Genomic DNA, 13,215 nt, shown 5'->3' on the forward strand with positions numbered 1-13,215 from the left:
GAAGCGCAGATTACCGGGATCGATATCCAGAAGAAGACAATGGATCTGGGCCCGCGGGTCAGCATCATGCAAGGCAGCCAGATCGATTCCGCGTTTCTCGAAACGGTGGTGAGGGAAAGGGGCCCCTTCGATATCATTCTGGACGACGGCAGTCATCGCAACGAACATGTCGTCGAAACCTTCGGAATGCTGTATCCCCGGCTTAAGCAGCAAGGCGTTTATATCGTCGAGGATGTCCAGACCGCGTTCATTCCCCGGCTCGGAGGCTCGCTGCAACTGCGCCAGCCGAACAGTGTCGGGTTCTTCGCGGAATGGCTGCAACGTCTTGCCTCCGGCTCGGCAGGCGATGTCGTGTCGCTAGAGCGATTTCACAATATCGTCGTGGTGCACAAGGGAGGTGCGGACGGCGCCGGGCCAACCGCCTGTACGCATCGTGCAATCCTTGCGCGGTCCGCCGCGGACGCGGCCGTGCCGCGGCTGCGCGGTGCCGACATCCACTCGGCCGCGGATCTGTCCAAGGCCATCAGTGCGGCCTACGACACCGGTGTCCTGTTTGTCGAAGGATGGCCGGACGATCTTGGGCTGATACACGACCTGTTCGTGCAGATCGATCATCGCGAGATCGCGGTCCGTTATCCCGACGCGCCGATCCACGAATTTGCCAGACAAGTTCTGGGAATGGCCGCCTTCGGAGATGGCCTGATCCTTGAGCTGGGCGACAATGATTATCCGCCCAACTTCGCCTTCGAGCCTGATCACCGCCGCGCCGTTCTGGCCATGCGGCAGATGGAGGAGGTGCTGGCTGACCCCGCGGCGCGTGAGGGTGGTCTGCTGAATTTTGCACGCATGGTGATGCAGTTTCGCGATGAAGAGGAACTGGATCCGATCATCGCCCGTCTCGCCGGTGTGGGCTGCACAGACCGGCGATACTTCGAATTCGCCGTTCGTCGATTGCGCGCGCAGGGTGACATGGAACGATTGTGCCAAACTTATCAGGAAGCGGTCGCCCACTATCCCGACAACGATCACTTGCTGGTGGGTTTGGCGCGGACCCACAAGACGCTTGGCGATATTGCGACTTCGGAACGCATGCTTCAAGACCGGCTTACCGAGAAGAACGGGCGTAGCCGCGTGGTCGCCAATGCATTGTCGCATTTCCTGCAGTCTCAGGGGCGGATCGAAGAGGCGATCTCGGTTGCCGAAGGCGCGGTCAAGCTTTTTCCGGTCACCGACCGTCCGCGCCAGTTGAAGCGGATCGTCGAGCTTTGTCGCCGGGCCGAGCTGAATGATCGCGCGCTGCATGCCTGCGAACAGCTTGTGGCGCTGGACCCGTCCGATGGCGAGGCATCCCTTGCCCTGGCGGATCTGCGCGCCGGCTAGACGACCACCCCAGCGCCTTCGGTTGCCGGCCCTGCCACTGCGCGGAATGCCGCGAACATTTCGCGGCCCATGCCTTCGCTGCTGGATGCCGGGTCGAAGGCGACGGGCTTGCGGGTGTCGAAATCCTCGGCCAGGCAATCGATCGTGCCCATCGTGGCGTCCAGCCTGATGAGATCGCCGTCACGGACGCGGGCCAGCGGGCCACCGGTCGATGCCTCGGGCGAGATATGGATGGCGGCAGGCACCTTGCCCGACGCGCCCGACATGCGACCATCCGTAACCAGCGCGACCTTCAGGCCGCGATCCTGCAGGACCGCCAGCGTGGGCGTCAGCGAATGCAGTTCAGGCATCCCATTGGCGCGCGGCCCCTGAAAACGGACCACGACGATCGTGTCTTCGGTGAACTCTCCGGCCCGGAAGGCGGTCTTGACCTGCTCCTGATCGCTGAAAATGCGAGCCTTGGCCTCGATCACATGGCGCTCTTCGGCAACCGCACTGATCTTGATGACGCCCCGGCCAAGATTTCCGTCAAGCTGCTTCAGTCCGCCGGTGCGGGCGAACGGGTCGCTGACAGGACGCAGGATCCTGTCGTTCAGCGTATCGGTCGAGCCGGCTTCCCAGCGGATGCGTTCGCCGTCCAGCCTAGGCTCGGCGGTATATCCGTCCATGCCGGTGCCGTTGATCGTCTTCACATCCTGGTGCATCAGCCCGGCTTCCAGAAGCTGCCCGATCATGTAGCCCAGACCGCCGGCGGCGTGGAAATGGTTCACATCGGCAAGCCCGTTCGGATAGACCCGCGCCATCAGCGGCACGGATTCAGAAATATCGTGGAAATCCTCGATATCCAGCAGCACGCCCGCGGCGCGGGCCATCGCGGGCAGATGCATGACCAGATTGGTCGAACCGCCGGTTGCCATCAGTCCGACGATCCCGTTGACGAAGGCCTTTTCATCCAGAACGTCGCCAGCGGGAAGATAATCGTTGCCAAGCCGGGTGATCGCGGCTGCACGTTCGACGCCCGCCACGGTCAGGGCCTCGCGCAGGGGGGTGTTGGGATTCACGAAGCTGGACCCCGGAAGATGCAGCCCCATGAACTCCATCAACATCTGGTTGCTGTTCGCGGTGCCGTAGAAGGTGCAGGTGCCTGGCGAATGATAGGATGCCATCTCTGCCGCCATCAGCGCGTCGCGCCCCACCTCGCCGGCGGCAAACTGTTGGCGTACCTTGCTTTTCTCGTCATTGGGCAGGCCCGAAGGCATCGGTCCGGCCGGAATGAAAACCGCCGGGACATGACCGAAGGTCGCGGCGGCGATGACCAGCCCCGGAACGATCTTGTCACAGACGCCAAGGTAAAGCGCCGAATCGAAGCAGTCATGCGACAGCGCCACGCCAGCGGCCAGCGCGATCACGTCGCGCGAGAACAGCGACAACTCCATACCCGGACGTCCCTGCGTCACGCCGTCGCACATCGCGGGCACGCCGCCCGCGACCTGAACCGTCGCGCCTGCCGCGTGTCCCGCACGACGGATCAGGTCGGGGAATCGCTCATAGGGCTGATGCGCCGACAGCATGTCGTTATAGGCGGTGACGATCCCGATATTCGGCTTACGGGTCGTCGCCATGTCATCCTTGTCGTCCATCGCCGCATAGGCGTGAGCCTGGTTGCCACAGGACAGATGCGCGCGGCGCGGCCCGTCTTCGGCGGCGCGGGCGATTTTTTTCAGATAGCTGTCACGCGTGTTGCGCGAACGCTCTCTGATACGGTCGGTCACGCGGTCGATGCTGGAATGAAGGGTCATCTGGCGGCCTCCTCTGGCTTTGTGGTCACTATAGGCCGTTAGCGATAACAGTTCAACCGTTGCGTCTTGCCGTTTCGTGTAGCCAGCCGATCGACATGGGTGCGTCTGGCGCTTGTGCAGGCAGGGGCAGCATGTCAGATCAGGACGCGAAAGGACCCATGCCATGCACGAGCTTCCCGTCATTCGTCTGCGCCCGAAATCAAGGCCGCAGGCAATCCGTCACGGATTTCCATGGGTCTTCGCCGACGAGGTGGTGCTTGACCGACGCACGCGCGCGCTGGATCCGGGTGGATTCGCCGTGCTTGAGGACGCCGAGCGCAGGGCGCTTGCCTTGGTCACGGTCAATCCGGAATCGAAAATCGTCGCGCGGGTCATGGATGGCGATCCGGCGGCCTGCATCGATGAGGCGTGGATCGCCGGTCGCCTGTCGCGTGCGCTGGCGTTGCGCGAACGTCTATATGATGTGCCGTTCTATCGGTTGATCCATGCCGAGGCCGACGGTCTGCCGGGGCTGGTCATTGACCGTTTCGGCGATACTGCGGTGATCCAGCCCAACGCGGCATGGACCGATGCAATGGCAGACCGTATCGCCGAGGCCCTGATTGCGGTCACGAAAGTCGAAACTGTCATTCTGAACGGGCAAGGCAGGGCGCGCGGACTGGAAGGCCTGGCCGAGCGGATGGAAGTGCTGCGGGGCACCGCCCCCGAGGCGCCGATTTCTGTCACGATGAATGGCGCGACCTATCTGGCCGATCTGATGGGCGGGCAGAAAACCGGGCTGTTCTTCGATCAGCGGCCCAACCACGCCTTCGCGCAGCGCCTGGCAACGGGCGTCGAGATGCTGGATGTATTCAGCCATGTCGGTGGGTTCGGCCTTGCCGCGCTGGCCGCTGGCGCAGACCGCGCGACCTGTGTCGATGGCAGTGCCCCGGCCTTGCAGCTTGCGGTCGGGGGCGCGCGGGCGATGGGCGCCGCAGACCGGCTGGAGACGGTACAGGCGGACGCGTTCAAGGCCATGGAGCAGATGGCCGCGGACGGTCGCAAATTCGGTCTTGTGGTGTGCGACCCGCCGGCCTTCGCACCGTCGAAACAGGCGTTGGATGCCGGGCTGCGGGCCTATGAAAGGGTCGCAAAGCTGGCCGCGCCGCTGGTTGCGCCTGGTGGATATCTGGTGCTGTGCAGTTGTTCGCATGCGGCCGATCTGACGCAGTTCCGCAATGTCAGTGCGCGCGGGATTGGCCGGGGCGGGCGGCGCGGTGTGCTGATCCACACCGGACAGGCTGGTCCGGATCATCCGACGCTGCCGCAATTGGCGGAAACCGGTTATCTTAAATCGCTGTTCTTCCGGCTGGATGGATGAAAGCGGTTCTGGACGCCAACGTGCTGTTCCCGACGATCCTGCGCGAGATCCTGATCGCCCTCGCCGCGGCAGGGCTGTTCGTGCCGCTGTGGTCGCCGCGGATACTGGCCGAATGGCGTCACGCGGCGGCACGGCTTGGCGCCGATCAGGCGGCCATCGCAGGGGCCGAGATCGCGCTGCTGCGCGACCGCTTTCCCAACGCCGAGATGCCCGATGACGGCAACCGTGTGATCGACCTGAACCTTCCCGATCCCGCCGATAGGCATGTGATCGAAGCGACACTTGCCGGTGGCGCGGACCAAATCGTGACCGCCAATCTGCGGGATTTTCCGCGCGGGATCATGGGGTCGCTGGGACTTCGCGCGATCCATCCCGATGCATTTCTTCTGTCGCTTCATGCGGATAATCCGCAGGCAGTCGCCACCACGGTGCGGCAGGCGCATGAGAAGGCAGAAAGGATGGGCGGGCAGATGAATGTCGCGGGGATGCTGAAACGCAGCCGCCTGCCAAGGCTTGCCCGCGCACTGAAAGGTTGAAGCAGATTGCTGTTAACGCTAACAAGAGATATGGCTCAAGCCAACCGTAAGGAGGACAGCATGGTCTCTCGCGTCATTCCGGTCGATGATTTCGATCTTGTGATCTTCGGTGCCACGGGCGATCTGGCCCACCGCAAGATCCTGCCGGGCCTGTTCCGGCGATTCGTGGCAGGGCAGATTCCCGAAACATCTCGGATCATCGGCGCTGCCCGCACGCAGCAGGACGACGACCAGTTCCGCGACGAGGCGGGCAAGGCCATTGTCGAGTTCGCGGGCGTCAAGAAGAACGATCCGCGGCTTGTGCAATTCTTGCAATTGCTGGGCTATGTCGCCATCGACGCAAAGGGTGACGGAGGCTGGCAAGAGTTGAAATCCCGGATGCGCGACGGTGCGGTGCACGCATTCTATTTCTCGGTCGCGCCATCGCTGTTCGGCGATCTGGCCGAACGTCTGGCCAGCCACGGCATCGCCGACGATGAAAGCCGCGTTGTGGTCGAGAAGCCGTTCGGTCGCGATCTGGCCTCGGCCCGCGCGCTGAACCAGATGCTGGCACAGCATTTCAACGAACAGCAGGTTTATCGGATTGACCATTATCTGGGCAAGGAAACGGTCCAGAACCTGATGGCCGTCCGCTTCGCCAATGTGCTGTTCGAACCGCTGTGGAACGCACAGTATGTCGATCACGTGCAGATCACCGTGGCCGAGACGGTCGGCGTGGCCGGCCGGGGCAGCTATTACGACAAGTCCGGTGCGATCCGGGACATGGTCCAGAACCACATGATGCAGCTTCTCTGCCTGATTGCGATGGAGCCGCCCTATCACTTTGACCCCAATGCCGTGCGCGATGAAAAGCTGAAAGTGATCCGGGCGCTGGAGGCCCTGGAGCCAGGCGATATCGTGCGTGGCCAGTATCAGGCCGACGGCAAATCGACCGGATATCTTGAGGACAGCGAAAACCCCGATTCGCGGACCGAAAGCTATGTCGCGATGAAGGTCCGTATCTCGAACTGGCGCTGGCAGGGCACGCCCTTCTATCTGCGCACCGGCAAGAAGCTGCGCGCGCGCACCAGCGAGATCGCGATCACCTTCAAGGAGCCGCCGCATTCGATCTTCGACGACACCGGGGCACCAAAGGCCAATGAACTTGTCATCCGCCTGCAACCCAATGAGGGTATGAACCTGAAGGTGATGATCAAAGAGCCGGGTCCGGGGGGGATGCGGTTGGTGCAGGTGCCGCTGGACATGTCCTTCGCGGACGCGCTGGGGGCCGAGGGGGCCGACATGCCGGATGCCTATGAACGGCTGATCATGGATGTCATCCGCGGCAATCAGACGCTGTTCATGCGCGGCGACGAGGTCGAGGCCGCTTGGGCCTGGACAGACCCGATCATCGAGGCGTGGGAAGACAGCAAGCGCCTTCCCGAGCCCTACGATGCGGGTTCGTCCGGCCCTGAAGAGGCGCTGCGCCTGATGCATCGCGACAACCGGCGCTGGAGGGAGATCAGGTCATGAGCATGGATTTTGTTGAGTATCCCGATAGGGACATGCTGGCGCTGTCACTGGCAGACCGGATGGCATCGCAGCTTGCGCAGCATCTGCGCAGCAATGAGCGGGCAAGCCTGTGCGTGCCGGGCGGCACCTCGCCTACGCAGGTCTTCGAAACGCTCAGCGGCACCGATATCGACTGGGGCCGCGTGACGGTGTTTCTGGGCGACGAACGCTGGGTAGATGGTGATCACAAGCGCTCGAACAGTCGGTTGTTGCGCAGGCATCTGCTGAAGGATCGTGCGCAGGACGCGAACTACATTGACCTTTATACCGGCGACGGACAGCCTGATGACGCGACCGACATGCTGTCGGGGATGCTGAGCCCCTATCTGCCGATCACGGTCATTTTGCTGGGGATGGGCAATGACATGCACACCGCCAGCCTGTTTCCTGGCGCCGACCATTTGGCCGAGGCTTTGTCGGCCACCGCGCCGCCGGTGATGGCGATCCGCGCCGAAGGCGCTGACGAACCGCGCATCACCCTGACCCGACCGGTACTGTCGAATGCGATCCACACGCATCTGTTGATCATGGGCCCCGAAAAGCGCGAGGCGCTGGAACGGGCGCAGAAAATGGAACCGATCGACGCGCCGATCCGGGCGTTTCTGGATCAGGCGACCGTCCACTGGGCGGAATGAGAGGATTGAGATGAACGATATCTGGACCCGCCTCAAGGCTCACCGCGCTGCGCAGGACACAGCACGGATCGACGATCTGTTCGATGCCGATCCCGCCCGCCCGCGCGATTTCTGCGTGGAAGCTGATGAACTGGTCTTTGATTATTCGAAGACGATGATCGATGCGGATGCGCGCGGCCTGCTGCTGGAACTGGCCCAAGATGCGCGGATCGAGGAACGTCGCGAGGCGATGTTCACCGGCGAAAGGATCAATGAAACCGAGGGTCGCGCGGTCCTGCACACGGCCCTGCGCAACCTGTCGGGCAGCGTCGTCGTTGACGGTCAGGATGTGATGCCCGGCGTGCGCGCGACCCATAAGCGGATGTCGGCGTTTGCGCGCGATGTGCGTTCGGGCGCGTATCGGGGGCAGGGCGGCAAGATCACCGATATCGTGAATATCGGCATCGGTGGTTCGGATCTGGGTCCGTTCATGGCGACGCTTGCGCTGGCGCCCTATCACGACGGGCCCCGGGCGCATTTCGTCAGCAACGTGGACGGAGCCGACATCGCCGACACTTTGACCGGGCTGAACCCCGAAACGACATTGGTGATCGTCGCGTCCAAGACCTTCACGACCATCGAGACGATGACCAACGCCCGAACCGCCCGCGAGTGGATGGCGAAGACGGTGTCCGCGCCGGCGGCGCAGTTCGCGGCGCTGTCTTCCGCCATCGACAAGACTGCCGCTTTCGGCATCGACGAATCTCGCGTCTTCGGTTTCGAGGACTGGGTGGGCGGACGCTATTCGATGTGGGGGCCGATCGGCCTGTCACTGATGATTGCTGTTGGTCCCGAAGATTTCGACCGTTTTCTTGCCGGTGGCGCTGCGATGGACGCGCATTTCCGCGGCGCGCCGCTGGCCGAAAACCTGCCGGTGCTGCTGGCGCTGGTCGGCATCTGGCACCATCAGGTCTGCGGCTATCCGACCCGTGCGGTCCTGCCTTACGACAATCGCCTGATTCGGCTGCCCGCCTATCTGCAGCAGCTAGAGATGGAATCGAACGGCAAGCGCGTGGCGATGGACGGCAGCGATCTGTCCACCGTTTCCGGCCCCGTCGTGTGGGGCGAGCCGGGGACCAACGGACAGCATGCTTTCTATCAGCTGATCCATCAGGGCACGATGCCGGTGCCGTGCGAGTTCATTCTGGCCGCGCGCGGACACGAGGACGAATTGGCCCATCACCACATCCTGCTGGCCGCCAACTGTCTCGCCCAGTCCGAGGCGCTGATGCGCGGTCGAACGCTGGACGAGGCGCGGGCCTTGATGCAGGCAAAGGGGTTGGAGGGCGCTGAGCTGGATCGGCAGGCGCGGCACCGGGTGTTCCCCGGCAACCGTCCCTCGACAACCCTTCTGATCCCGCAGCTTACGCCCTTTGCGCTGGGACAGATCGTTGCGCTTTATGAACATCGGGTCTTCGTCGAAGGTGTGATCCTGGGGATCAACAGTTTCGACCAGTGGGGTGTCGAGCTGGGCAAGGAACTGGCGCTGAAGGTCGAGCCTTTGTTGAAGGGCGAGGCTGCGCCCGGCCACGATCCATCGACCCAGCATCTTGCAGGACTGTTCAGGTCGATGCGCGGCTAGGCCGCGGCCGATGCGCGATGTGCGACAGGGGCCCTTCGGCGGTCCGGATAGCCGCTGGCGGCTTTTCCTTGGCGGCAAGACCGACTAGGTTCGCGCGCAGGAAAAGGATGCGGACATGTCGTTCTTCACGAAACTGCGCGAGCGGCTGACCCGCTCATCCTCGAAAATCGGCGAGGGGCTGGACGATATCGTCGGCGACGGCGCACCTGCGGATGATCGGGCAGTTGTGCCCGCCGACAATAAGGCGCCGGCACCAGCCGAGCCTTCCCCACCTCCTGCGCCCGACCAACCTGCGCCGCAGCAATCGTCCGGTCTGGTCGGACGGCTGTTCGGACGCGGCGACGCGGCAGCGGCCGAACAGCCGCGCCGGGCGCTGGACGACGAGATGCTGGAAGAGTTGGAGGATATGCTGGTCCAGACCGATCTGGGCGTCGAGACTGCGTTGCGGGTGACGGCCAACATCGCCGAAGGCCGGATGGGCCGGCGGGTTTCCTCGACCGAGCTGAAGCAGCTGCTGGCAGCCGAGATTGCGCGAATTATGACGCCGGTGGCCAAGCCTTTGCCTCTGTATCCCAGAAAGCCGCAGGTAGTGCTGGTTGTCGGTGTGAACGGGTCCGGCAAGACCACCACGATCGGCAAGCTGGCAAGCCAGTTCAAGGCGGCTGGCAAGAATGTTGTGATCGCGGCGGGCGATACGTTCCGTGCGGCCGCGGTCGAGCAGCTGCAGGTCTGGGGTCAGCGCGCGGGCGTGCCGGTCATGGTGGCCGCGCAGGGATCCGATCCTGCCAGCCTCGCCTTCGACGCGATGACGAGGGCCGAGGCCGAAGGCGCGGATCTTCTGATGATCGACACGGCAGGGCGACTGCAGAACCGTCAGGATCTGATGGAAGAACTGGCTAAGATCGTCCGCGTGATCCGCAAGAAAGACCCCTCGGCGCCGCACAACACGCTTCTGGTGCTGGACGCGACGACGGGGCAGAACGCGCTGAGCCAGGTCGAGACATTCCGCAAGCTGGCCGATGTCTCGGGGCTTGTGATGACCAAGTTGGACGGCACGGCGCGCGGTGGCGTGCTGGTCGCTCTGGCCGACAGGTTCGGCCTGCCGATCCATGCGATCGGCGTGGGCGAACAGATCGACGACCTGGATGCATTCGACGCGGAAGAGTTCGCGCGCGCGCTTGTCGGCCTGTAGCCGATAATTCGCGGCGGCCGGATGCGCGTCCGGAAACGCGCGTTCGCCATCACATGCAGATGCCACGCACGCATTCCGCGCAAGCACGCCAATTATCTGATCTGCAAGGGAAGTGGCAGCCCGTAGGGGAATCGAACCCCTCTTTCCAGGTTGAAAACCTGGCGTCCTAACCGATAGACGAACGGGCCACTTTCTGAGCGCTTCCGGGCGACCCGGCGGCGTGGAGCGGTGTTTAGGCAAAGCGGCCGATAGGCGCAAGGGGAATTTTGGACGCCCCGGCGAATTTTTTCGGGCCTGCTGGCCGTGGTGTTTCTAACCGCTCAGCGGACCTGCAAGAACAAGCCACAAGGGCAGGGTCAGCGCCGAAAGAACCGTCTGCCAGGTGAACATGTCGGCATAGAATTCCGCGTCGCCGCCCATCTGCCGCGCAAGGATATAGCCAACCGGGGCGCCGGGCGCCGCCGTTGCCAGAAGGCCCGAGGCAAGCTGGTCGCCGGGCAGCTCCATCAGACTCGCGATCCCCAGGAACAGAGCCGGACACAGCAGCAGCCGCATCGCGACGCCGATCCACATGGCCGGGTCGCTTTGCCACAGGCGCCGGATCTGGATCCCCGCACCCACCGTCAGCAGGCCCACGGCCAGCGCCCCCTGACCCAGCCAGTCCAGAGGCGCGATGATCCATGGCGCAAGCTGGATGCCGCTGAGATTCAGCGCCAGCCCTGCGACGCAGGACAGCACCAGCGGGTTGCGCAGAACCTCGGCACCGATGCGACCCACGACCTGCGGGCCGGTCGTGCGCGGGCGAGAGGCGTCCTCGGGCGGAAACAGCGTCAGCGAGACGATCGCCGCAATATTGAAAGCAGGGATCAGGAACGCAAAGGCCACCGCCAGATCGCTGAGGGCACGCGGTCCCAGACCCTGTGCCGCGACCGCAAGGATCAGCAGCGAATTGAAGCGCATCGCGCCCTGGAACATCGAACTGGTGCGCGGATTGTTCAATCGTAAAGGTCGCCGCAGGGCCAATGCCAGCGCGCCGGTGGTGCCGAAGGCGATCACCAGCGTCAGCAGGTACTGACCCAACGCACCGATGGTCAGTTCCGACCGGTAGATCGAAGTCAGCAGGATTGCCGGGAACAGGATGCGGAACCCAAGCTGTTCGATGCCGGGCCAGTTCTGCAGGGCGATCAGGTTCCAGCGCCGCGCGGCATGTCCCAAGGCGACCAGCGCAATCACGGGAAGGATCGATAGGGCAGCTTGCATGATGTTCCTTGCGGATCAGCGGGCTTCTTGCAGCCTTTGTCGCTGGCTTGTAAACCGCCGCTGAACGAAAGGGAAAGCCATGTCGATCACCGAGGACGAGGCCCGCAAGGTCGCGCATCTGGCGCGCATCGCGGTCGAGGATGAGGCGCTGCCGGCGCTGGCGCGCGAACTGAGCGGAATCCTGCAATTCATGGAGCAGCTGAACGAGGTCGATGTCGAGGGCGTCGAGCCGATGACGGGAGTGATTCCGATGCGGTTGAAACGGCGCGAAGACGTGGTGACGACGGGCGGGATGCCTGACAAGATCCTGGCGAACGCGCCCGACGCCCGAGAGGGGTTCTTTGCCGTGCCGAAGGTGGTGGAATGAGCGACCTGAACACACTGACCATTGCCGACGCGCGGGACGCCCTTTCCGGCGGCGAGGTGACATCGGTCGAACTGACCGAGGCCTGTCTTGGGGCGATCGGGGCATCGGGGCCGCTGAACGCATTTGTTCACGGCACGCCCGAAAAGGCCATGGAGATGGCCCGCGCGGCGGATGCGCGGATCAGGGCGGGCGATGCGGTCGCGATGACCGGCATCCCAGTCGGCATCAAGGATGTATTCTGTGTCAAGGGCGTACCAAGCCAGGCGGCAAGCCGGATTCTGGAGGGCTTCACCCCCGAATACGAATCCACCGTCACCCAGAATCTGTGGAATGCCGGCGCGGTGATGCTGGGCAAGCTGAACATGGACGAATTCGCCATGGGGTCGACCAACGAGGCCAGCTGCTATGGCCGCGCGGTGAACCCGTGGAAAGCGGCCGATGGACAGGAATTGACGCCGGGCGGATCGTCGGGCGGATCGGCCGCCGCCGTGGCTGCGGATCTGTGCCTTGGTGCGACCGGTACCGATACCGGCGGATCGATCCGTCAGCCTGCGGCGTTCACCGGCACGGTCGGCCTGCGCCCGACCTATGGCCGTGTCAGTCGCTGGGGCGTGATCGCCTATGCCAGTTCGCTGGATCAGGCAGGACCGATGACCAAGACGGTGCGCGACGCGGCGATCATGCTGGGCGCCATGGCATCTGTCGATCCCCAGGATTCGACCAGCGCTGACCTGCCGGTGCCGGACTACGAATCGTTGCTGACCGGCGACATCCGCGGCAAGAAGATCGGCATTCCGCGGGAATACCGCATCGACGGCATGCCCGACGATATCGCCGCGCTGTGGGACAAGGGTGCCGACATGCTGCGCAATGCCGGGGCCGAGATCGTCGATATCAGCCTGCCGCACACGAAATACGCGCTGCCTGCCTATTATGTGATCGCGCCTGCCGAGGCTTCCTCGAACCTCGCGCGCTATGACGGCGTGCGCTATGGCCGCCGCGCCCGGCTGGGGCATGGCGACGGTATCGTCGAGATGTATGAAAAGACCCGCGCCGAGGGTTTCGGCCCCGAAGTGCAGCGCCGCATCATGATCGGCACCTATGTGCTGTCGGCAGGCTTCTATGACGCCTATTACAACCGCGCCCGCAAGGTTCGTGCGCTGATCAAGCGCGATTTCGACACGGCCTATGCGGACGGCATCGACGCGATCCTGGCGCCGACAACGCCATCGGCTGCTTTCGCCTTGGGGGCGATGGACAATTCGGACCCGGTCGCGATGTATCTTCAGGACGTGTTCACCGTCACGTTGAACCTTGCCGGTCTGCCGGGCATCTCGGTCCCGGTCGGGCAGGACAAGCAGGGCCTGCCGCTGGGGCTGCAACTGATCGGCAGACCCTTCGAAGAGGGCGAGCTGCTGAATCAGGCGCTGGTTCTGGAACGCTCTGCGGGATTTGTGGCCAAGCCGCAGCGCTGGTGGTAGCTTCCCAGAAAATGGAACGGTTGGCGGAGGCAA

The 13,215-nt window shown here is 63.7% G+C and carries 11 protein-coding genes and 1 tRNA gene; 9 read left to right on the forward strand and 3 right to left on the reverse strand.

Annotation, left to right across the window (positions count from 1 at the left end; all coding sequences use genetic code 11):
- The first annotated feature begins 39 nt into the window (after positions 1 to 39).
- A complete protein-coding gene (locus MU516_RS10550; protein WP_260277184.1) occupies positions 40 to 1,380 on the forward strand; it encodes a tetratricopeptide repeat protein in 1,341 nt (446 codons plus the stop codon).
- Here MU516_RS10550 and edd read toward each other — a convergent pair.
- A complete protein-coding gene (gene edd, locus MU516_RS10555; RefSeq protein WP_260277185.1) occupies positions 1,377 to 3,179 on the reverse strand; it encodes a phosphogluconate dehydratase in 1,803 nt (600 codons plus the stop codon). The genes MU516_RS10550 and edd overlap by 4 nt on opposite strands.
- A 163-nt stretch (positions 3,180 to 3,342) precedes the next feature.
- Between edd and MU516_RS10560 the strand changes: the two genes are divergently transcribed.
- The 6 genes from MU516_RS10560 (at position 3,343) to ftsY (ending at position 10,074) form a co-directional block, all read left to right on the forward strand.
- The gene (locus MU516_RS10560) at positions 3,343 to 4,539 is read left to right on the forward strand and encodes an RSP_2647 family RNA methyltransferase (protein ID WP_260277186.1); all 1,197 of its coding nucleotides are present in this window, start codon (positions 3,343 to 3,345) and stop codon (positions 4,537 to 4,539) included.
- A complete protein-coding gene (locus MU516_RS10565) occupies positions 4,536 to 5,075 on the forward strand; it encodes an RSP_2648 family PIN domain-containing protein (protein WP_260277187.1) in 540 nt (179 codons plus the stop codon). The genes MU516_RS10560 and MU516_RS10565 overlap by 4 nt, the downstream gene beginning before the upstream one ends.
- Before the next feature lie 60 nt (positions 5,076 to 5,135).
- Positions 5,136 to 6,587 carry a glucose-6-phosphate dehydrogenase gene (gene zwf / locus MU516_RS10570; protein ID WP_260277188.1) on the forward strand — a complete coding sequence of 484 codons (1,452 nt, stop codon included), beginning with the start codon at positions 5,136 to 5,138 and terminating at the stop codon, positions 6,585 to 6,587.
- Between the two features lie 2 nt (positions 6,588 to 6,589).
- Positions 6,590 to 7,261, forward strand: a complete 672-nt coding sequence (gene pgl / locus MU516_RS10575) for a 6-phosphogluconolactonase (protein ID WP_260277316.1) — start codon at positions 6,590 to 6,592, stop codon at positions 7,259 to 7,261.
- A 10-nt stretch (positions 7,262 to 7,271) separates the two neighbouring features.
- Complete coding sequence (pgi, locus tag MU516_RS10580) at positions 7,272 to 8,882, forward strand: glucose-6-phosphate isomerase (protein WP_260277189.1); 1,611 nt, start codon at positions 7,272 to 7,274, stop codon at positions 8,880 to 8,882.
- A 115-nt stretch (positions 8,883 to 8,997) separates the two neighbouring features.
- Complete coding sequence (gene ftsY, locus MU516_RS10585) at positions 8,998 to 10,074, forward strand: signal recognition particle-docking protein FtsY (protein ID WP_260277190.1); 1,077 nt, start codon at positions 8,998 to 9,000, stop codon at positions 10,072 to 10,074.
- Between the two features lie 113 nt (positions 10,075 to 10,187).
- Here ftsY and MU516_RS10590 read toward each other — a convergent pair.
- Together MU516_RS10590 and MU516_RS10595 are read right to left on the reverse strand one after the other, a co-directional pair.
- Positions 10,188 to 10,262: transfer RNA gene (locus MU516_RS10590), tRNA-Glu, on the reverse strand.
- A gap of 124 nt (positions 10,263 to 10,386) precedes the next feature.
- The gene (locus tag MU516_RS10595; RefSeq protein ID WP_260277191.1) at positions 10,387 to 11,334 is read right to left on the reverse strand and encodes an AEC family transporter; all 948 of its coding nucleotides are present in this window, start codon (positions 11,332 to 11,334) and stop codon (positions 10,387 to 10,389) included.
- A 79-nt stretch (positions 11,335 to 11,413) separates the two neighbouring features.
- Here MU516_RS10595 and gatC point away from each other — a divergent pair, with 79 nt between their 5' ends.
- Both gatC and gatA read left to right on the forward strand, forming a co-directional pair.
- A complete protein-coding gene (gene gatC, locus MU516_RS10600; protein ID WP_209056635.1) occupies positions 11,414 to 11,701 on the forward strand; it encodes an Asp-tRNA(Asn)/Glu-tRNA(Gln) amidotransferase subunit GatC in 288 nt (95 codons plus the stop codon).
- Positions 11,698 to 13,182 carry an Asp-tRNA(Asn)/Glu-tRNA(Gln) amidotransferase subunit GatA gene (gene gatA, locus MU516_RS10605; RefSeq protein ID WP_260277192.1) on the forward strand — a complete coding sequence of 495 codons (1,485 nt, stop codon included), beginning with the start codon at positions 11,698 to 11,700 and terminating at the stop codon, positions 13,180 to 13,182. Before gatC ends, gatA begins: the two co-directional genes overlap by 4 nt.
- The last annotated feature ends 33 nt before the right edge of the window (positions 13,183 to 13,215 follow it).

Source organism: Paracoccus maritimus, from assembly GCF_025195095.1.
Taxonomy (GTDB): Bacteria; Pseudomonadota; Alphaproteobacteria; order Rhodobacterales; family Rhodobacteraceae; genus Paracoccus; species Paracoccus maritimus.

What these genes read in the sequence shown, in the direction of transcription:
- MU516_RS10550 (WP_260277184.1), top strand. Translation starts at nt 40, where the DNA reads ATGGATCTGGGCCCGCGGGTCAGCATCATGCAAGGCAGCCAGATCGAT.
- edd (WP_260277185.1), bottom strand. Translation starts at nt 3,179, where the DNA reads ATGACCCTTCATTCCAGCATCGACCGCGTGACCGACCGTATCAGAGAG.
- MU516_RS10560 (WP_260277186.1), top strand. Translation starts at nt 3,343, where the DNA reads ATGCACGAGCTTCCCGTCATTCGTCTGCGCCCGAAATCAAGGCCGCAG.
- MU516_RS10565 (WP_260277187.1), top strand. Translation starts at nt 4,536, where the DNA reads ATGAAAGCGGTTCTGGACGCCAACGTGCTGTTCCCGACGATCCTGCGC.
- zwf (WP_260277188.1), top strand. Translation starts at nt 5,136, where the DNA reads ATGGTCTCTCGCGTCATTCCGGTCGATGATTTCGATCTTGTGATCTTC.
- pgl (WP_260277316.1), top strand. Translation starts at nt 6,590, where the DNA reads ATGGATTTTGTTGAGTATCCCGATAGGGACATGCTGGCGCTGTCACTG.
- pgi (WP_260277189.1), top strand. Translation starts at nt 7,272, where the DNA reads ATGAACGATATCTGGACCCGCCTCAAGGCTCACCGCGCTGCGCAGGAC.
- ftsY (WP_260277190.1), top strand. Translation starts at nt 8,998, where the DNA reads ATGTCGTTCTTCACGAAACTGCGCGAGCGGCTGACCCGCTCATCCTCG.
- MU516_RS10595 (WP_260277191.1), bottom strand. Translation starts at nt 11,334, where the DNA reads ATGCAAGCTGCCCTATCGATCCTTCCCGTGATTGCGCTGGTCGCCTTG.
- gatC (WP_209056635.1), top strand. Translation starts at nt 11,414, where the DNA reads ATGTCGATCACCGAGGACGAGGCCCGCAAGGTCGCGCATCTGGCGCGC.
- gatA (WP_260277192.1), top strand. Translation starts at nt 11,698, where the DNA reads ATGAGCGACCTGAACACACTGACCATTGCCGACGCGCGGGACGCCCTT.